The sequence below is a fragment of the Achromobacter sp. ACRQX genome (genome assembly GCF_022346505.1).
GTDB classification, from domain to species: Bacteria; Pseudomonadota; Gammaproteobacteria; order Burkholderiales; family Burkholderiaceae_B; genus Achromobacter; species Achromobacter animicus.
Genome location: NZ_JAKRML010000009.1, coordinates 48,339 through 67,334 on the forward strand (window position 1 = coordinate 48,339; position 18,996 = coordinate 67,334).

Sequence of the window (18,996 nt, forward strand, 5' to 3'; positions counted from 1 at the left end):
TCGATGTGAATCATGCTGTCAGACCGCCGCGCAATCAGGCCTTGCGGCGCAGGAAGCCGTCCGGCGCGGACGTCACGAGCAGGCGGTCTTCGACCGAACGGTCGATTTCAAACTCGGGATGCTGCTTGATCCATTCCCACACGGCCGTCTTGGGGTTGTTGCCCTTGCCCCAGTGGCGGCCGGGCCACTCGTAGTCGGCCGGCATGTCTTCCACAAAGGTGTCGAAGACAACGCAGTAGCTTCCCACGCTGACGAGATCCGCGTAGGCATTCAATTCGGCCAGCACGTGGTCGTGGGTGTGGTTGGAATCCAGGCACACCATGATGTTCTTCTTGCCCTCGGCGTGCGCGCGTACTTGCGCAATCGTCGCCGGGTCGATGCTGGAGCCTTCGATGAGATGAATGCGCTTGGCCAGCGGATGCGACTCGATGGCCTTGCGGTTGTGTTCGCGGATTTCGATATCCACGCCGACCACGTCGCCTGCGCCCAACAGTTGCAGCATGGAGGCCGACAGCATCAGCGAGCCGCCGTGGGCGATACCCGTCTCGATGATCAGGTCCGGCTTCACGGCCCAGATCAGCTCCTGCATGGCCATGGCGTCCATGGGCAGCTGGATGAGCGGGCGGCCCGCCCACGAGAAGTTGTTCATGTACTTGCGCTCCAGCGCCATCTGGCGCCAGGCAATGGAGAGTTCGCGAAATTCCTGGTCTTTGGCAAATCCGGCAATGCGGGCTTCCTTCTCCTGGCGGTATTCCGGATGCGCGTCGGGCGTGGTTTCAAGGTAGGACATTCAGATTCCTTTGTGCAGACGGTACTGCGCTAGAAAATTCGGGAAAAATTCGGAAAACGGACGCAGTGGCTGGCGGCACAGCGCCTGCGTGCGGGTCACGTCGATGTCGTCGAAGGCCCATTCCGGGGCGTCGGGCGCGACGGATACCGGATAGCCCATGACGTCCTGCAGGTGTGCTGCGACCTCGCGATTCTCAATGCCCACGCCGTGCGCGACGTTGAAGATGCCGGTGGCGTCGGACAGAGCGATGGCAAGAATCTGCGAAACCGCGTCGTCGATGTGCAGATAGTCCTTGCGGGAGGCCAGCGCGGTTCGCAGCGTGATACGGCCATCGCGCGCGCCTTCCTCCAGCAACTGGTCAATAAAGCTGTCCGGCGCGTCGCGCAGACCTACGATGTTGGACAGGCGCACAACCTTGGCGGACCGTCCGCCGTGTAGGCACAGCGACTCACCCATGAGTTTGGACAGGTTGTACAGGTCGCTCGCGTCGTTAGGATTGACGCGCAGCGTCGCGCTTTCACGCGTGTCGTTCACGCCCGAATACACGCGTGTGCTGGACAGGTAGGTCAGGGTGTCGAAATCACCCTGGGCAAGCAGTCTGCGCAGCAGGCATACGTGGGCTTCCACGGTGTCGAGCGGACGGCTGCGAAAGTCCGAGGTCAGGCCGATCGCGTAGATCACGTGCCCCAGCGGGCGGCGCAACAGGTCCGTGTCCTGGCGCGGCGGGGCGTCACAGGCGATGCCATCGGCGCGCAGGCGCGCGACCAGATGGCGGCCGATGAAGCCCGAGGCGCCCAGAACGGTGACCGGCCGGCCATTCATGCGTGCGGCCCGCTGTCGATGGAAAGCGAAGGGATTGCGGTAACCAGCTTGGCGCCCCATTCATGGCGCGCGTAGGCAAGCTGCTCCGTCACCTCGGTCTTCAGATTCCACGGCAGGATCAGGATGTACTCGGGCCGGTCCTCGCGCAGCCGGGCTTCGGCCACGATCGGAATGTGGCTGCCCGGCAGGTACTTGTCCTGCTTGGCGGGGTTCAGGTCCACCACATACGGCAGCAGGTCTGGACGCACGCCGGCAAAGTTCAGCAGCGTGTTGCCCTTGGCTGCGGCACCGTAAGCGGCGATGCGCTTGCCGCCGCGGCGCAGTTCCACCAGGAACGCCAGCAGGTCATTCTTGACGCGTTCGGCCTGCTGCTGAAAGCGCGCGTAGAAATCAGTTCCAGCGACGCCGGCGCGCTGCTCTTCGCCCAGCGTGCGCGCCACTTCGGCGCCAACTTCATGCTTGCCGGTGTCCAGGCGCTGCGCGAAGACGCGCAGGCTGCCGCCGTGCGTGCCCAGGTGTTCGACATCGAACACCGACAGCCCGTTGGCCGTGAAGATGCGCGAGACCGCCGTGAGCGACAAGTACGAATAGTGCTCGTGATAGACCGTGTCGAACTGTCCTTCCTGCACCATGCGCAGCAAGTGCGGAAACTCGAACGTCGCCACGCCTTGCGGCTTGAGCAGGGCGGCGAAGCCCGAAACGAAATCGTTGATGTCCGGAACATGCGCCAGCACGTTATTGGCGGCAATCAAGTCCGCGGCGCGTCCGCCTTCGGTCAGCTCGTCGCCCAGTTCCACGCCAAAGAAGCGCTGCACGATGTCGATGCCGCGGTCGCGCGCGGCTTGCGCCGTGCTGGCGGTGGGCTCCACGCCGTAGCAGGTAATGCCCGCTTCCTTGACGTACTGCAGCAGATAGCCGTCGTTGGCTGCAATCTCGGCGACCATGCTGTCCTTGCCCAGACCAAAGCGACTGATCATCGCATCCACGTAGCAGCGCGAATGCGCCAGCCACGATGACGAGAATGAGCTGAAGTAGGCGTAGTCGTCGGTGAACAGCGCTTCGCGGCCCGCGTGGTCTTCCGTCTGGACCAGCCAGCAGGACTCGCACACCAGGATGCGCAGGGGGAACCAGGTCTCCGGACCGCGCAACGCCGCTTCGCTCAGGTAGGCGTTGGATGGCGGGGCGTGACCCAGGTCGAGAAAGGGCAGGCGCAAATCGGCCTGGCAATGGCGGCACTTCACAGTGCGACTCCAGAATAGGCAGCGTCCAGGCGCGGGTGTTGCTGATCGCGCTCGGACACGAGGGTAGGGGGGACGGGCCAGGAGATGCCGACGCGGGCCTCCTGGTAATGCAGGCCGGCTTCTGCCTGCGGGGCGTAGGAGGCGGAATGGCAATACAGCATTTCCACGTCGTCCGTCAGCGTCTGGAACCCGTGGGCGAAGCCTTCGGGAATCAGCAGCGCGCGGCCGTTGTCCGCCGACAGGCGTTCGGCATGCCATTGCAGGAACGTGGACGAGCCCTGCCGCAGATCGATGGCGACATCCCAGACCACACCGCGGATGCAGCTCACCAGCTTCATTTCCGCAAAGGGCGGCAACTGGTAGTGCATGCCGCGGATCGTGCCGGCCTGCGCCGTATAGGTATGGTTGACCTGCGCGACCGGGCCGGTCCAGCCGCATGCGGCCAGATCGGCAGCATCGAACAGCCGCGCCAGAAAGCCACGCGTGTCGCCGCGCGGATGGCGCTGCACAACCTTCAGGCCAGCGATCGGGGTATCAAGGACGGCCAGGCTCATGCGCGCGCCTCGTAGCGGTCGATGTCGGCATGGCAGAGCGCCTGCGCGTCTTCGCCGGCGTCGAATCGGCGATACCAGTCCATGCTGCGCGTCACGGCCTGCGACAGCGCCCAGTGGGGCGCCACGTTCAATACGGCGCGCGCCTTGGACGTATCCAGGGTGAGCAGGCCGGCTTCGTGCGGGCCTTCGATCTGTTCGGCATAGACCACGCGGCCCTTGCCGTAAGCGGACAGGGCCATGTCCACCACGGTGCGCACGGGCGCTGCTTCGGCCGCATCCGGGCCGAAGTTATAGGCGTCGGCCAACGCGGGCGCGTCCCACAGCTTTTCGGCCAGGGTCATGTAACCCGCAAGCGGCTCCAGGACGTGCTGCCACGGACGCACCGACTGCGGGCGCCGCACATGCAGATCTCCGCCGTCCCGCCAGGCGCGGACGGCGTCTGGCAACAGGCGGTCCGCCGACCAGTCGCCGCCGCCGATCACATTGCCGGCGCGCGCGCTGGCGACGGCCAGGTCTTGCTCGCGCAGGAAGGCGTCGCGATACGACGCGATGACCAGTTCGCTGGCGGCCTTGCTGGCGCTGTAGGGATCGTGGCCGCCCAGCGCGTCGTTCTCGCGGTAGGGATAGGGCCATTCGTTGTTGCGGTAGACCTTGTCGGTCGTGACCATGACCGCCACGCGGGCCGACGGCATGACGCGCAGGGCATCCAGCAGGTGCGCCGTGCCCATGATGTTGGCGGCGAAGGTCTCGACCGGCTGCGCGTAGCTCGACCGCACCAGCGCCTGAGCGGCCAGGTGCAACACGATTTCGGGACGGGCGGTCTGCACCCGTTCGCGCAGCGCGGCGGCGTCGCGGATGTCGCAATAATGGCTGTCGATCAGCGCGCCGACGCGGGCGGCCTGAAACAGACTGGGCTCCGTGCACGGCGGCAGGGCCACGCCCGTCACCTTTGCGCCCAGGCGTTGCAGCCAGATCGCCAGCCAGCCGCCCTTGAAGCCGGTGTGACCGGTAAGGAGGACGCGCTTGCCGCGCCAGAAACCGGCATTCGGCGTTACCAGACTTTCCATGGCGCCTTGCCCGTGCTCCAGAGGGATTCCAGCAGATTCTTTTCGCGCAGCGTGTCCATGGGCTGCCAGAAGCCCAGATGTTCATAGGCGTGGAGCTGGCCGTCGCGGCTCAGCGCTTCCAGCGGTCCGAGTTCCCACGTGCAATCGTCGTCTTCGATCAGCTTGAGTACGCTGGGCGACAGCACGAAGAAGCCGCCGTTGATCAGACCGCCGTCGCCGCGCGGCTTTTCCGCAAAGCCGGTGACCTGATCGCCGTCGCGGCGCAGCGCGCCATAACGGCCCGGGGGTTGCACGGCGGTTACTGTGGCGGCCTTGCCGTGCTTGCGGTGGAAGGCGAGCAGGGCGGTGATGTCGATATCGGCCACGCCGTCGCCATACGTAAAGCAGAACGCCTCGTCTTCCTTCACGTAGTCGGCCACGCGTTTCAAGCGCCCGCCGGTCATCGTGTTTTCGCCGGTGTCCACCAGCGTCACGCGCCAGGGTTCGGCCTTGCGCTGATGCACTTCCATGCGGTTGTCGGCCATGTCGAACGTGACGTCGGACATGTGCAGGAAGTAGTTGGCGAAGTACTCCTTGATCATGTAGCCCTTGTAGCCGCAGCAGATCACGAAGTCGTTCACGCCGTGGGCGGAATAGGTCTTCATGATGTGCCACAGGATGGGCCGCCCGCCGATCTCGATCATCGGCTTGGGGCGTGTGTGGGTCTCTTCGGAAATCCGGGTGCCGAGGCCGCCGGCCAGGATGATTGCTTTCATGCACAACTCGCTGTCGCTTAAGTGTTGGCGGCTTCTTGAAGCTTCGGCAATCCGAAGCGTTTCGTCAGGATGGTTTGGATGGTCTCCTGCAGATACTGCTGGCGCAGCGGATCCGCCAAGTCCTTAGTTAGTTGAGCAATGTCATCCAAGTAATACTGATACATATCGGCTCGGGACAATTCTCTGTTATCTCCGCTAACACGTGCGCTGGCAGTTTCGACGCGGTTCGGGAAATATCGACGGTAGTATTTCGCGTTACTCGCATAGCCGAGTCGCCCTTTCCAAAGCAAATGGCTGATCAGAATATGGTCGTACGATGGAACCGCCCGAATTTCCAGATCCTCCAGATGCTTGCGACGGAAAACAGACTGCACAATCGTGCAGTTCGCTAATCGAGCGACCGAATCTAGATATCGACTCTCTCCTGTGTCGCCGGAAAAGTCATACATGCCCGCCTGTAGGAATGCAATTTTTGCCTCCTGGACAGCGTAGGGCATCCCTAGCACCATTGCTAATCCGCTGTCCTCGTCCAGCGCTTTGGTAACTTCTTCGAAATAGTTCGACGAAAGGTAGTCGTGCCCTCCGAGCCACATGAAATACTCGGAAAATGTGTTTTCAAAAACGAATCTCAGATTGGCGGCGTTACCGTAATTTCGGTCGTGCTGAAATACTTCGAAGCGTTTATCACCGCCGACAACGTCGCGAACAATTTCCATGGTTCGATCCGTTGAGCAATTGTCCGAGACTAAAAACCGAAGCCCATCGCAGGTCTGCCCGATCAACGAACGAATGGTTTGCTCAATGTAGGGTTCTTCGTTGTAGATAGGTACGCCGACGAATGTACGGGCGGCCCCTTCTTTACCTAGTAGCAATGTCGGCGCGCTGATGACGGGGGCCTTAGTGGGAGCCGCCAAGCCGCTGGCGGCCAAGTAACGGTCGGCGGAATCGCCCCCGGAAAGCGCGAGAACCCGGTGCGCGACATCAGGCGCTTGATAGACGCTGTGAAGGATGAAAGCCAATTTCTGCCGAGAAGGCGCGTCGAGTCGCCCCATTGCTGCTTGATCGGGAATGAAAATGGCGTCCGCGCTTATTAATTGCGAGCCGGTGTATGTGTCCTTGATTGTGGTGCCTTGCGGAAAGTGGCTGCCGTGCTTGGGGTTACTCAATCGTAGGAGACTGAACCCGCGTGCCGCGAGCGCTGTACATAGAGCGGAAAGATCGCATTGTTCTTTGTAGATGCGCGAGAAAGCTACGCGGACCTGCAAAACCAAGATGCTCGGCAAGATGTTCCGTGCGGATTGAATGATCAGGAGGTTGTCGTGTCTCTCATCCAAGATCAGCCAATCCAACTTCTCCATGCCTCCTATCTGATCAAGCTGAACAGTAGAAATTGGCAGTCTAGCCAGCACTCGATTCCCTTGCGGCACATACTGAAGCGTCCCTTCATTGCACAGCGGTTCCTGCGTGCCGCTCAGCGATCTGTCTAGGCACGCGTAGAGTGTGGCGGGTTCTCCATCACCCAAGGCCACGTTCGGCACATATTGCTGAATGTACTCCGCGAGCTTGGGCGCATCCGAACTACTTACAACGCTCGCCGGATCCATGACGACCACAGTGAACGCACCTAGTCTGTGCAAATCGGATAGGAGGGAGCCTTTGGTGAGGGTCGCGCCATGGTCTAACGCCAAAATTTTCCCTTCGAGGGCGAAGCGAAAATCGATCGCAGAGCTAGAGGTTGCCGGAGTGGGATGCGTCAGCGTCAGTGGGCCTGAATCGTCTTCGAACCAAGGCTGACCTTCCGCCGTGAATGCGAGTGCAGCAGGCGCCCTTCCTTCACAATATCGCACCCAGATCGCGCGCAGCGCCTTACCCAAGTGGCGAGCATACTTTTCGCCATTGCAGACGGGCGATTCCAGCAATATGCGCCGCAGATGACTGCGTATGGTGGCCAAGCTTACGATATCGGACGCTAGGCTCGATGCTCGCGCGCGATATTCCTCCCAACTTTGCACGATGAGCTCCGGCATGCCGGCGTGGACCAAATGCGTGGCGGAATGGCGGCCGGCAAACGTGGGGCCGGGCATCGTGATGACAGGTACGCCCATCAACAATGCTTCACAAGTCGTGAGCCCGCCCGAATAGGGCCAGGGGTCTAGCGCGATGTCGACTTCGCTGTAGCTGTTGAGCAGATCGAAATGGTGAGATTGCCCTTCCATGCGAATGCGTTCGGGGCCGATGCCATAGCCGCCAAGCGTTTCGAGCGTACGCCGGCGCAAATCTTGGGTGCCGAATGAACCACCTTTTAAGAATAGTCGTGAACCCGGAACGGCATGGAGCAACTTAGCCCACTCGCCAAGCAGGACATCGTTCACCTTAGTAGGATTGTTGAAGCAACCGAAAGTAATATAACCGTTACGTATGGAGGGCAGGGCACTAACGTCAGGAATACGTGCAGGTGGCATGTAGCAGACATAGTCATCCGGCATGCGAATCAGCTTTTCCGTGTAAGAAGTGTCGCTGCCCAGGGGGGTTTGGACGGCGTCCGTGATGAGGTAATCGATTGCGGCCACGCCCGTAGTGTTGATCAAGCCGCCAACCCATTTCACGATGACCGGCGCCGGTTCCGACGCAATCGCCTTCATACGAGTGCCGGCATTGTGGCCCGATAAATCAATCAGGATATCGATACTGTCATTCCTGATGCGTGTTGCCACGTCGTCGTCCGAGACATTGAAAATCGAAGACCATTTCGTGGCGGCGGACTTAAGTTTAGCGGTCACGTCATCTTGTGCGCTGCTCGACGAATACATGAACAGCTCAACACCGTAGCGTTCAAGATGCACTACGGCGGGAGTAATCATCGCGCCCACAGGATGCTGGCGAAAGCCGTCCGAGATCAATCCGACTCGTAAGATCTTGTCGGGGGAACGATCGCGGGGGATGGGACGCAATGCCGTCATTGGTGGGGTAAAAATCTGACCCCATTTTTTGCACAGATCAAGGATCTCGACTGGATCTCGATTGGGCATGTAGTGCAGTAGTGTGATCTGGTTGGAAAGCGCGATGGGCCGAGTGGCAGGGTGCATCGCTGCCTTAACGTAGCACTCCAACGCCTCGTCCAGTCGGATCAGTTCGCGTTTGATGTTGCCCAGATCATTCCAGTAATGATGGAGATTGGCAGTGTCTTCATTTACGAGACGCTCATAAATGCGGATCGCATCTTCATGCTGGGACGTGAGGACAAGTAGTTGCGCCTTAACGCGCAATGCCAGCGCGTTCTCTGGCCGAAGTGATAACGCTTTTTCGATATGCGCAATGCTCGTTGCAGCCTCATTGCGGCGCATATAGAGGAACCCGAGATTCAGATGCGCTTCGAACAAGTCGGACTGTAGCGAAAGGGCATGTTCGAAGTGTTGTACGGCAAGCGTTTCGTCCCCTGCATTGAGTTGCGTATAACCCAACAGCAACCAGATGCCACAATCTTCGGGATCAAGTTCGCTCGCCCGACTCAGAGCCGCCTTGGCGCTGCTCAGATCATCGGCATTGAAAAGGTGGCGGCCGTGCTCCTTCCAGCCGTACGGGTCTTGTGGAAAGCGCTGCGTCCGGGCTAACGCCTGCTTAGCCGTAAGGGGCGTCTTGCCTACGGTAGACGATTTAGTTTTGGTGGGCAGGTCGGACTTAGCCATGGATACCGGGAATTCGGGATGTTCGAAAGTCCGGCCAGCTTAAGGGACGTCCAGGCTTACCAAAGTCGAGTTGAAGACGGAAAATCCCCCGTATTTCCACTGACCTGAATGGCTATTCACTCGGGTGTACGACATTCGTGGGGCAATAAAAAAACCCCACGGCGGCGAGGGCGCGTGGGGTTTGGGATTCCGTGCGTTGGTCGCTTTCGGAATTCCAGGCGGGTGGGGCCGCCTGAAACGGCGAGTGGAAACCACCCGCGTATTCTCGAATCGCGTCCTAAACGCCGTGCGGCGATTAACGCAGCAGCGACAGAACCGTCTGCGGCACTTGGTTGGCTTGCGCCAGAACCGAGGTACCAGCCTGTTGCAGAATCTGAGCCTTGGACATGTTCGACACTTCCGTGGCGTAGTCGGCGTCTTGAATACGCGAACGGGCGTTGGAAAGGTTGTTGACGACGTTGTTCAGGTTGGCGATCGTCGATTCCAGACGGTTCTGCACAGCACCCAGTTCGCCGGTCAGCTTGTCCAGCTTCGTGAAGGCTGCGTCCAGCGTCTTCATCGGGTCGGTAGTCTTCGTACCTTCGCTGGTATCTTCCGTCGTCAGCTTGCCGGAGCTGCTGACCTTGACTTCAGCGCCGATCTGCGGCTTGTAGTCGCCCGTGCCGTCGCCGCCCATGACTGTGACTTTACCCGTATTCGGATCAACCTTGTAATCGGTTTCGTAGGTTTGGGTCGTCGTGAAGACACCCTTGCCGTCAACATACGTGTCGTCCGACTTGCCCGACGTGAACGTCAGATCGGCGCTGGTGATGCCCTGACCCAGGGTGATCGTCACGTCGCCAGAAGCGTCAGCCTTCACCTGGGCCAACAGGGCGTCGCTGCTGATCGTGTCGGTGAATTCCAGACCGTCACCAGCCGCGTTGCTGGAGTACGTCTTGCCACCAATAGCGACGCTGGCGTTACCGGCGCCGGTAACTTCCGATGCCGCTTGCAGCACGGATTCCAGGGTAGCTGCAGTCGTCGTGCCGGCATTGTTCGTCGTCAGGTTGCCGGCCAGATCCAGGTAGGCCTCCTTTCCACCGATCGTGACCTTGCCGGTCGCGTCGACTTCGAAGGAGGTTGCCGCCGTGCCTGCGTTGTTGTACGTGCCGGTCAGGGTGCCGGTGGCAGGCTTCAGCGAAGCGGCCAGGCTTCCGACGGAGTCAGCGGGAGCCGTGCCCGAGGCGACCTTGTTCGTAAACGTGAAGTTCTTGTTGCTGGCGTCGTAGGTGTACTCGACAGCGGTAGCGGCACCGGTACCGATGGTGACCTTGTTGCCGTTTTGCATTTTGCCGAAGGCTTGCTCAGCGGTCACAGCCTCGTGGGTGGTCGTAACCTTCCACTCGTTAGCGGTAGCGGGGGTCGCGCCAGCCACGCCGCCAGCAGCTTGCAGATCCGACACGGTAGCCGAACGGTTCTGGGTCACGCCCGAGCCGTTGACGTTGAAGCCGTCCAGACCCAGGGTCTTGACGCTGATTTCGGTCAGGTTCAGGGTGATCGTTTCGCCGTCGTTGGCGCCGACTTGCAGCGTCAGGGGCTTGGCCGAATCCGACAGAACCTTCACGCCGTTGAAGTCGGTTTGTTGCGAGATGCGATCGATGTCCGACAGACGCTGGTTGATTTCGTCTTGCATCGAGTTCAGCTGTTCTTGCGAGTAGCTGCCGTTGGCGGCTTGCACGGACAGTTCGCGAACGCGTTGCAGGTGGGTGTTGACTTCGGAGGCAGCGCCTTCCGTCGTTTGAGCCAGCGAGATGCCGTCGTTGGCGTTACGAGCGGCTTGGGTCAGGCCCTTGACGTTCGCGGTGAAGCGGTTGGCAATGGCCATACCGGCGGCGTCGTCCTTGGCGCTGTTGATGCGCAGGCCCGACGACAGACGCTCGATGGCGGTGCCCAGGGAGGATTGCGACTTGTTCAGGTTGTTCTGAGCAACGAGCGACAAGTAGTTGGTATTGATGACTGCAGCCATGTTTAGGCTCCCAAGAGAGAAAGGCTTCTTCAAACCGGGCAGCGGGGCCGCCCATCTTTGTAACGGGAAGAATTCTTTGACTTGTGTCTTCGAATTTCTCCGTTGCCAGGATTACGGCAGTCGAAAATCAATCTTTAGGTTTTTTTTTCGACAATCGTGAAATTGGCCGATGGGCGGCAGGTTTCACTGCGGATTGCCTCTGGAGCGGCCGGTGGAGGGGCGGGGGGGGGCAGATCGGCAGACGCGCAATGCGACGCCGTTCAAGTAGTGGAAAATCCAGACGTCTCTGGTGGCCGACTCGGTTCGTGCTCGCCAGCTCGGTCAGGCCCAGCACCACTAGCGAACTGTATGTGGAAAGGAGCGGCACTCGCGAGTTGGCATTCGTCTGATAGGCCAGGAGACTGGCGCGCGTCTGCAAACTGCAAGAAGTAGTAGGGCTTATTGACGGCTGCCGGGTACTTGTGACGCAGATAGTGGTCGCGCAGCGCTTGCGCAGAGTGCAGCAATGCAGATTGCAATGATGTTGTCGAACGCATCGAACTCTGAAGTGATAACGGTCAGATTCATCGCGTGCGAGTCGAAATCTCTTGCGTCAGCGGCCGCGGACGCGCGCTGAGCCGAATTGATCGGCTGAGTCGACAACGCGACGTCGACAATTTGCGCGCTGGGATCGGCTGTTGCGAACCGCAAAGATTGGACGAGCTGCGCAGCAGACTTCAGGCACGCGTGCAGCATTCAATCCGCACTCGGGTATGCCGGCCTCAGTTTCGCAAAGTGCAGACCGGCCGGTCCCAGTACTGCGCCTTCAAATAATCTGCGCGATCTGCCCCTCCTGGGGCAACTCCTGCCAAGCCTGATCCTTCAACCGAGCCCGGATCCGCGCCGTCGCCTGCGACCGCAGCTGGCACACCCGCGCCTCGGTCACATTCATGATCGCCCCAATCTCCTTCAGATTCAGCCCCTGCTCGTAACACAACGACAGCAGCAGCTTTTCCCGATCGGGCAGGGCGTCAATCGCATGCACCAACGCCTGCCGGAAATCCCCGGCCAAGAGCGAATCCAGCGGATTCCCACTCGGCGCCCCGTGATTCAACGTCGCAGACCAATCCGCCTGCCCCGACGCCGAATCGGGTTCAGTAGTGAAGTCTTCGTAATGAACGATCTGCACGCCTTGCGCGTCGTGCAGCAGCGACTGGTATTCATCCAGCGGCAGCTCAAGTTGCGCGGCGATCTCGGCCTCAGTCGGCGCGCGCATCAAACGCTGTTCCAGAAACTGGATCGCCTGTTCGATCTTGCGGGCCTTCGTGCGTACGCTGCGCGGCAACCAGTCCTGGCCGCGAAGCTCGTCGAGCATGGCGCCACGGATACGCGTCGTGGCGTAGGTCTCGAATTGCGCGTCTGCGGTTTCCTGATAGCGGCGGACGGCATCGAGCAGGCCGATCATGCCGGCTTGTATCAAGTCGTCGAGTTCGACGCTGGCGGGAAGCCGGGCGAGCAATTGCAAAGCCAGCTTCCGAACTAGCGGCGCGTATTCGACCAGGCTGTCATCTGCGTGGGGCATTGCGGGAATTCTGGCGGAGTCCATCGTGAAGCGCGGTCGTGTTGCCAATTTGCGACATTGTCGACAAGCGCGGCTACGGTAAGGCGGGCGAATCTTAAGAGTCGCTAAGTTGGCATTGTCGGCAATGGGGCGCCGTTCATTTCAGGAAGTACGCAACGTTTTGAATGCTTATTTGGCAAATTGGCGAAAATTTGTCACGAACTTGTATGTCAAGGTGTGTCTAGAACGGCACGTTGCGCAACATCAACAAAGATTTGTCATATAAGTCATAGAAAATGACATCACCTGTGGTAAATTTTACTTAATTTGCGAACAAATGATACATTTCGCATAAAAACAGGATGCAGCAAGCAGTCAGGTAACAATCGTTGCCTGCGCTATGAGTAATCAAGCCCCTCGGGTGGGATAGGGATAGGGAGTACGGCGTGCAACAAGTCGAAAATTCTTTGCTGGCAGACATTCGCGAAGTGAATCTGTCATATCTGTTACTGGCTCAGCGTATGTTGCGGGACGATTTCGCCGCATCGATGTTCCGCCTGGGTTTCAGCAACGAAGTCGCTGACATTCTCATGCGCCTTTCGCCGGCGCAATTGGTGAAACTGGCCAGCTCCAGCTCGCTGCTGTGCCGTTTCCGCTTTGATGATTACAGCCTGCTGTCCGCGCTGACTCACGACGTTCTGGGTGGTGCGCTGCAACAAGCGCATGCAACCATCCTGCTCGCCAAGCAGCCTGTCGAAGAACTGGCCTGACGGCCTCGCGAATTCCACTCGGATACACCTGTAATGGCCTCCAAGAGCGTTTCCCAGGAAGCGGACGACATTCTGCTTGCTAGCTCCATGATTACGCTGGGCGCGCGCCTTCAGGTGCTTGAGGCTGAAACAAGCCTCAGCCATGATCGCCTCGCCCGCCTGTATCGCGAAATCCGCGGCTGCTCGCCACCCAAGGGCATGCTGCCTTTTTCGGTTGACTGGTTCATGACCTGGCTGCCGAATATTCATTCCTCTCTCTTCTATAACGTGTATTCGTTCCTGAATACGCGCACCACCAGCAAGGGCATACGCGCCACCATCGATGCGTATCGCCTGTATCTTGAAAACGCGGGGCAGGAAACCGCGGATGCCGAGCCCGTCCTGAGCTTCACCCGGGCGTGGATGCTGGTGCGATTCTTCGACAGCGGCATGTTGCAGCTCTCTGCGTGCCGGCAATGCGGCGGCCATTTCATCGCCCACGCCCACGATCCGCAGTCCGATTTCGTGTGCGCCATCTGCCGTCCGCCACCTCGCGCCGGCAAGACCCGCGCGGCGGCCAAAGCACGCGCCGGCAGCCGTTCAGCCCCCATTGCGACCGCCGCTCCGACCTGATCGGGCGTCCAAATACATCAAAAGCCCTGGAAAACACCCCCTAACCCGCCTTTTTGGGGCAGGGGGGACAGGGGATCATTGACGCAAGTTATAGACTTCGTTGGCAGGGGCCCGTTGTGTTGATTGTTATCGGTTTTCTTGTGGTGATCGTGTCGGTCGTCGGCAGCTTCATGGCGCTGGGCGGACACATGGGCGCGCTTTACCAGCCCTTCGAGCTGACGCTGATCTTCGGCGCGGCGTTCGGGGCTTTCCTGGCGGGCAACAGCAAGAAGTCGCTGATGCTGGTCAAGAAGGCGCTTCCCGACGCGCTCAAGAGCTCGCGCTACGGCAAGGACGTGTACATGGAGCTGATGGCGCTCCTGTACGTGCTGCTGAACAAGGCGCGCCGTGAAGGCCTGATGGCCATCGAATCGCATATCGAGGATCCGGGCTCCAGCCCGATCTTCAGCGAGTATCCCCGTATCGCCAAAGACGAGAAGCTCATGGAGTTCATTACGGACTACCTGCGCATCATGATCAGCGGCAACATGAGCTCGTTCGAAATCGAAACGCTCATGGACGAGGAAATCGAAACCTACCGCCACGAGCGCGAAGTGCCGGCGCATGCGCTGCAGCAGATGGCCGACGGCCTGCCTGCTTTCGGTATCGTGGCCGCGGTGCTGGGCGTGATCAAGGCGCTGGCCGCCGTGGATCAGCCGCCCGCCATTCTGGGTGATCTGATCTCCAAGGCGATGGTCGGCACGTTCCTGGGTATTTTGCTGGCGTACGGCTTTGTGGGTCCGCTGGCCTCCCGCGTGGAGCGCCGCACCGATGAAGCCATGAAGGTGCTCGAATGCATCAAGACGACGCTGCTGGCCAGCATGAACGGTTACCCGCCCCAGCTCGCGGTGGAATTCGGCCGCAAGGTGCTGTTCTCGGCGGTCCGGCCCACCTTCGGTGAGCTGGAAGAGCACGTCCGCCAGACCAAGTCGACCGGCAAGGCCTGACGGAGCGGGCCATGAGCACGGTAAATAATCACCGTGTGGTGATCCGCCGCAAGAAGGTCAAGGGCGGCGGGCACCACGGGGGCAGCTGGAAGATCGCGTACGCCGACTTCATCACGGCAATGATGGCGTTCTTCCTGGTGATGTGGCTGGTCAGCATCGTGCCGAAGGAAGAACTGAAGGGCATCGCGGAGTATTTCCGCATGCCGCTGCGCGTCGCCATCACGGGCGGGCCCAGCAGTTCGGCGGAAACGAGCGCCGTGCCTGGCGGCGGGCAGGACCCGCTGCGCAGCGAGGGCGACGTGCGCCGCGGCCAGGGCAACCGGGTCGAGTCCCAGCCGATGGGCGACGCCGAGCGCCGCGAGCAGCATCGCCTCGAAAACCTCAAGAAGCGCCTCGAAAACGTCATCGAGACGAGCCCGGTCCTGAAATCCTTCCGGCCGCAGCTCCTGATCGATCTGACGACCGAAGGCCTGCGCATCCAGATCATCGACAACCAGAACCGCCCGATGTTCGCGACCGGCCGCGCCGAAGTGCAGCCGTACATGCGCGACATCCTACGCGAGCTGGGACCGGTGCTGAACGAACTGCCCAACAAGGTCAGCATCTCGGGTCATACCGACGCGTCGCAGTATGCGCGCGGCGAACGCGCCTACAGCAACTGGGAGCTGTCGGCCGACCGCGCAAACGCTTCGCGCCAGGAATTGGTGGCGGGCGGCATGAACGAAAGCAAGGTCATGCGCATCCAGGGTCTGTCTTCCAGCATGAGTCTGGTTAAAGATGATCCGTATGCAGCCGTTAATAGACGCATCAGCCTGGTGGTGCTCAACCAAAGCACCCAGAAGCGCATCGAAAGCGAGAACGCCGCAGCCGCGGATTTGAGCGCCAAGGATGCGCGCGAGGTGGGGACGGCCGTGCAGGCGGTGCAAGCCGCCAGCCAGGCCGCAACGGCAACCAAGCAGAGCGAGGCGGAGAACATCCCGCCCGCTGAAGGGGTTCGACAACAATGACGGCAACGATACTCGTGGCGGATGATTCCACGACCATGCGGATGATCGTGCAGGCGACGCTGACCGGCGCAGGCTGGAACGTGTTGACGGCTTGCAACGGCCAGGAAGCGCTGGAAGTGGCGATGGCCAACCCGGTGGATCTGGTCGTCAGCGACTGGAACATGCCGGTGAAGGGCGGTCTGGAGTTGATCCAGGGGTTGCGCGAAGAGGACCGGTACATGGATGTGCCGGTGCTGGTGCTGACCACCGAGGACGACGTGGACAGCAAGATGGCAGCCCGGGATCTGGGTGTTTGCGGCTGGCTTTCCAAGCCGGTGGATCCCGATGTGCTGGTGGAATTGGCGACCGAACTGCTCGACGAGCAGGCCGGCGCGTAGCAGGTTCATTTAGAAAGGCGTACGGGTCATGAGTTCTGGTTTGGACCTCAGTCAGTTTTACGAGACCTTTTTCGACGAGGCGGACGAGCTGCTTGCGCAAATGGAGCAGCTGTTGCTCGAGCTCGATGTGGGCGCGCCCGACATCGAGCAGCTCAACGCCATTTTCCGCGCGGCGCATTCGATCAAGGGCGGTGCGGCGACGTTCGGCTGTTTCAACCAGCTGGCGGGCACGACCCATCTGCTTGAGAACCTTCTGGACGCGATCCGGCGTGGCGAAATGGCGCTGCGCACGGACATGATTGATATTTTCTTGGAAACGAAAGACGTGCTCAAAAGCCAACTGGATGCCTATCGGGCCTCCGAAGAGCCCGATGATGCCGTGTTTGAGCGTATTTGCGCCGTATTGAGGCAGCTTGCGCTGGAGCATAAGGATCCCGCCGCGGCCGCCGCGCCCGCGCCCGCGCCCGCTGCGCCTGCACCCGCTGCCGCGCCGGTCGCGGCCCCGGCGCCCGCACCCGTGCAGCAGGCGCCCGCGCCCGTCGCACCGGTCGAAGCCGCTGCGCCGGCCGCCGCCACCAGCGAGCAAGCCGGCGGCCTGCCGCTGCGTGTACGCATCACCAAGGTTTCCGACAAGGATGCCGCGTCCCTGCTCGAAGAGATGGGCAACCTGGGCACCGTCAAGGCGAGCGAACGCGCCAATGGCATGCTGACGGTCTGGGTGGATAGCACCTGCACGCCGGAAGACATCGAGGCCGTGTGCTGCTTTATCGTCGACGGCGACCAACTGAACATCGCCCGCGAGGCAGTGCCGGCAAGCGGCGACGCCGCGCCCGTGGCGGCCGAAGCGGCGCCCGCCGCGCCGGTTGCCGCGCCGGCCGCGGCCCCGGCTGCGCCCGAAGCGCCCGCCGCCGAGGTGGCAGCGGCGGCCGACGCTGGTGCGCCGGCCGCCCGTGCCGCCGCGCGTCCGGCCGCTTCCGCCGCCGCCCATGCAGACAAGGAATCGACCTCGATCCGCGTCGGCGTTGAAAAAGTCGACCAGGTCATCAACCTGGTGGGCGAGCTGGTCATCACGCAAGCCATGCTGGCGCAGACCGCCTCCACGCTGGATCCGGTGCTGCACGATCGCCTGCTGAACGGCATGGAGCAGTTGGAGCGCAATGCGCGCGATCTGCAGGAAGCCGTCATGTCGATCCGCATGATGCCGATGGATTACGTGTTCAGCCGCTTCCCGCGCCTGGTGCGCGATATCGCCGGCAAGATGGGCAAGCAGATCGAACTGCAAACGTACGGCCGCGCGACCGAGCTGGACAAGAGCCTGATCGAACGCATCATCGACCCGCTGACCCACCTGGTGCGCAACAGCCTGGACCACGGCATCGAAACGCCCGAAAAGCGTATTGCCGCCGGCAAGGATCCGGTTGGCCAGCTGGTGCTGTCCGCGCAGCACAACGGCGGCAACATCGTCATTGAAGTCAGCGACGACGGTGGTGGCCTGAACCGCGAAAAGATTTTGAAGAAGGCCATGGCGCAAGGCCTGGCCGTCAACGAAAACTCGCCCGACGACGAGATCTGGCAGCTGATTTTCGCGCCCGGTTTCTCCACGGCCGAAAAGGTCACGGACATTTCCGGCCGCGGCGTGGGTATGGACGTGGTGCGCCGGAACATCCAGGACATGGGCGGCCACGTGCAGCTGTCGTGCGAGCCGGGCAACGGCACCACGACCCGCATCGTGCTGCCGCTGACCCTGGCCATTCTGGACGGCATGTCGGTGCGCGTCGGTGAAGAGACCTTCATCCTGCCGCTGAACCACGTCACCGAATCGCTGCAGCCCACCAACGACCAGATCTACTCGGTTGCCGGCAACGAGCGCGTCATGCACGTGCGCGGCGAATACCTGCCGCTGGTCGAGATGCACCGCGTGTTCTCGGTGGGCGAGGCCCAGACCGATCCCACGCAGGCGATCGCCGTCATCATGCAGGCCGAGGACCGGCGCTTTGCGCTGCTGGTCGATCACCTGATCGGACAGCATCAGGTGGTGGTCAAGAATCTGGAATCGAATTACCGCAAGGTCCCGGGCATTTCCGCCGCCACCATTCTTGGCGATGGCAGCGTGGCCCTGATTGTCGACGTATTTGCGCTCGCGCGCGCCAACCGGGAGCGCTGGTCGCAGCCCGAAGCCGTTCTGAATTGATGGAGCACTAAAAAATCATGGCAGCCAAACCGCAAGCGCAAGCCGCGCGCAATGAAGATGTCGGCAGCGAGTTCCTGGTCTTCACGCTGGGCGACGAGGAATACGGGATCGACATCCTGAAGGTGCAGGAAATCCGCGGCTACGACGCCGACACGGTCACCCGCATCGCAAACGTCCCGCCGTTCATCAAGGGCGTGACGAACCTGCGCGGCATCATCGTGCCGATCGTCGACCTGCGCATCAAGTTCAACCTGGGCCGCGTCGACTACAACGAGCAGACCGTCGTCATCATCCTCAACCTCGACCGCCGCGTCGTCGGCATCGTGGTGGACGGCGTGTCGGACGTGCTGATGCTCAACTCGGGCCAGGTTCGTCCGGCGCCCGAGTTCGGCGCCACGCTGTCGACCGAGTACCTGACCGGCCTGGGCACCGTGGATGAGCGCATGCTGATCCTGGTGGACATTGAAAAGCTGATGACCAGCGACGAAATGGCGCTGGTGGAGAAGGTCGCCTCCTGATCGGAGTCTGGCCGGAATGCGGGGTAAAGGCGCCATATTGATCGCGATGTGGCGCTTTCCTTTAACGATTGCAGT

General features: G+C 61.1%; 16 protein-coding genes. 7 read left to right on the plus strand and 9 right to left on the minus strand.

Going from position 1 to position 18,996, the window contains the following annotated elements:
- Window positions 1–34: 34 nt before the first annotated feature.
- The 9 genes from MHZ91_RS10555 to MHZ91_RS10595 form a co-directional block, all read right to left on the minus strand.
- The gene (locus MHZ91_RS10555; protein WP_218343519.1) at window positions 35–790 is read right to left on the minus strand and encodes a cephalosporin hydroxylase family protein; all 756 of its coding nucleotides are present in this window, start codon (window positions 788–790) and stop codon (window positions 35–37) included.
- Window positions 791–1,612, minus strand: coding sequence for an NAD(P)-dependent oxidoreductase (locus tag MHZ91_RS10560; protein ID WP_239213555.1), 822 nt, complete (start codon window positions 1,610–1,612; stop codon window positions 791–793).
- On the minus strand, window positions 1,609–2,853 hold the full coding sequence (locus MHZ91_RS10565; RefSeq protein ID WP_239213556.1) for a class I SAM-dependent methyltransferase: 1,245 nt from the start codon (window positions 2,851–2,853) through the stop codon (window positions 1,609–1,611). Before MHZ91_RS10565 ends, MHZ91_RS10560 begins: the two co-directional genes overlap by 4 nt.
- Window positions 2,850–3,407 (minus strand): dTDP-4-dehydrorhamnose 3,5-epimerase family protein, encoded by a 558-nt coding sequence (locus tag MHZ91_RS10570; protein ID WP_239213557.1) that lies wholly within the window; start codon window positions 3,405–3,407, stop codon window positions 2,850–2,852. Before MHZ91_RS10570 ends, MHZ91_RS10565 begins: the two co-directional genes overlap by 4 nt.
- Window positions 3,404–4,474 (minus strand): CDP-glucose 4,6-dehydratase, encoded by a 1,071-nt coding sequence (gene rfbG / locus MHZ91_RS10575; protein ID WP_239213558.1) that lies wholly within the window; start codon window positions 4,472–4,474, stop codon window positions 3,404–3,406. The genes MHZ91_RS10570 and rfbG overlap by 4 nt, the downstream gene beginning before the upstream one ends.
- Window positions 4,459–5,229: a glucose-1-phosphate cytidylyltransferase gene (rfbF, locus tag MHZ91_RS10580; protein ID WP_218343524.1), complete on the minus strand. Its 771-nt coding sequence runs from the start codon at window positions 5,227–5,229 to the stop codon at window positions 4,459–4,461. Before rfbF ends, rfbG begins: the two co-directional genes overlap by 16 nt.
- Window positions 5,230–5,246: 17 nt before the next feature.
- A complete protein-coding gene (locus MHZ91_RS10585) occupies window positions 5,247–8,915 on the minus strand; it encodes a glycosyltransferase (RefSeq protein WP_239213559.1) in 3,669 nt (1,222 codons plus the stop codon).
- 295 nt (window positions 8,916–9,210) lie between these two features.
- Complete coding sequence (locus MHZ91_RS10590) at window positions 9,211–10,920, minus strand: flagellin (RefSeq protein ID WP_239213560.1); 1,710 nt, start codon at window positions 10,918–10,920, stop codon at window positions 9,211–9,213.
- An 805-nt stretch (window positions 10,921–11,725) separates the two neighbouring features.
- Window positions 11,726–12,481: an RNA polymerase sigma factor FliA gene (locus MHZ91_RS10595; RefSeq protein WP_175186085.1), complete on the minus strand. Its 756-nt coding sequence runs from the start codon at window positions 12,479–12,481 to the stop codon at window positions 11,726–11,728.
- A 425-nt stretch (window positions 12,482–12,906) separates the two neighbouring features.
- Here MHZ91_RS10595 and flhD point away from each other — a divergent pair, with 425 nt between their 5' ends.
- The 7 genes from flhD (at window position 12,907) to cheW (ending at window position 18,921) form a co-directional block, all read left to right on the plus strand.
- On the plus strand, window positions 12,907–13,230 hold the full coding sequence (flhD, locus tag MHZ91_RS10600) for a flagellar transcriptional regulator FlhD (RefSeq protein WP_046806433.1): 324 nt from the start codon (window positions 12,907–12,909) through the stop codon (window positions 13,228–13,230).
- 33 nt (window positions 13,231–13,263) lie between these two features.
- Complete coding sequence (gene flhC / locus MHZ91_RS10605) at window positions 13,264–13,842, plus strand: flagellar transcriptional regulator FlhC (RefSeq protein WP_175126091.1); 579 nt, start codon at window positions 13,264–13,266, stop codon at window positions 13,840–13,842.
- Between the two features lie 116 nt (window positions 13,843–13,958).
- Entirely contained in the window at window positions 13,959–14,828 is an 870-nt protein-coding gene (motA, locus tag MHZ91_RS10610) for a flagellar motor stator protein MotA (RefSeq protein WP_056570169.1), read from the plus strand.
- An 11-nt stretch (window positions 14,829–14,839) separates the two neighbouring features.
- A complete protein-coding gene (gene motB / locus MHZ91_RS10615) occupies window positions 14,840–15,835 on the plus strand; it encodes a flagellar motor protein MotB (protein WP_239213561.1) in 996 nt (331 codons plus the stop codon).
- Window positions 15,832–16,212, plus strand: a complete 381-nt coding sequence (locus MHZ91_RS10620; protein WP_175126093.1) for a response regulator — start codon at window positions 15,832–15,834, stop codon at window positions 16,210–16,212. Before motB ends, MHZ91_RS10620 begins: the two co-directional genes overlap by 4 nt.
- A gap of 28 nt (window positions 16,213–16,240) precedes the next feature.
- Window positions 16,241–18,403 (plus strand): chemotaxis protein CheA, encoded by a 2,163-nt coding sequence (gene cheA / locus MHZ91_RS10625; protein WP_239213562.1) that lies wholly within the window; start codon window positions 16,241–16,243, stop codon window positions 18,401–18,403.
- Window positions 18,404–18,420: 17 nt separating this feature from the next.
- Window positions 18,421–18,921, plus strand: a complete 501-nt coding sequence (gene cheW, locus MHZ91_RS10630) for a chemotaxis protein CheW (protein WP_129247084.1) — start codon at window positions 18,421–18,423, stop codon at window positions 18,919–18,921.
- Window positions 18,922–18,996 lie beyond the last annotated feature (75 nt).

What these genes read in the sequence shown, in the direction of transcription:
- MHZ91_RS10555 (WP_218343519.1), bottom strand. Translation starts at nt 790, where the DNA reads ATGTCCTACCTTGAAACCACGCCCGACGCGCATCCGGAATACCGCCAG.
- MHZ91_RS10560 (WP_239213555.1), bottom strand. Translation starts at nt 1,612, where the DNA reads ATGAATGGCCGGCCGGTCACCGTTCTGGGCGCCTCGGGCTTCATCGGC.
- MHZ91_RS10570 (WP_239213557.1), bottom strand. Translation starts at nt 3,407, where the DNA reads ATGAGCCTGGCCGTCCTTGATACCCCGATCGCTGGCCTGAAGGTTGTG.
- rfbG (WP_239213558.1), bottom strand. Translation starts at nt 4,474, where the DNA reads ATGGAAAGTCTGGTAACGCCGAATGCCGGTTTCTGGCGCGGCAAGCGC.
- rfbF (WP_218343524.1), bottom strand. Translation starts at nt 5,229, where the DNA reads ATGAAAGCAATCATCCTGGCCGGCGGCCTCGGCACCCGGATTTCCGAA.
- MHZ91_RS10585 (WP_239213559.1), bottom strand. Translation starts at nt 8,915, where the DNA reads ATGGCTAAGTCCGACCTGCCCACCAAAACTAAATCGTCTACCGTAGGC.
- MHZ91_RS10590 (WP_239213560.1), bottom strand. Translation starts at nt 10,920, where the DNA reads ATGGCTGCAGTCATCAATACCAACTACTTGTCGCTCGTTGCTCAGAAC.
- MHZ91_RS10595 (WP_175186085.1), bottom strand. Translation starts at nt 12,481, where the DNA reads ATGCCCCACGCAGATGACAGCCTGGTCGAATACGCGCCGCTAGTTCGG.
- flhC (WP_175126091.1), top strand. Translation starts at nt 13,264, where the DNA reads ATGGCCTCCAAGAGCGTTTCCCAGGAAGCGGACGACATTCTGCTTGCT.
- motB (WP_239213561.1), top strand. Translation starts at nt 14,840, where the DNA reads ATGAGCACGGTAAATAATCACCGTGTGGTGATCCGCCGCAAGAAGGTC.
- MHZ91_RS10620 (WP_175126093.1), top strand. Translation starts at nt 15,832, where the DNA reads ATGACGGCAACGATACTCGTGGCGGATGATTCCACGACCATGCGGATG.
- cheA (WP_239213562.1), top strand. Translation starts at nt 16,241, where the DNA reads ATGAGTTCTGGTTTGGACCTCAGTCAGTTTTACGAGACCTTTTTCGAC.
- cheW (WP_129247084.1), top strand. Translation starts at nt 18,421, where the DNA reads ATGGCAGCCAAACCGCAAGCGCAAGCCGCGCGCAATGAAGATGTCGGC.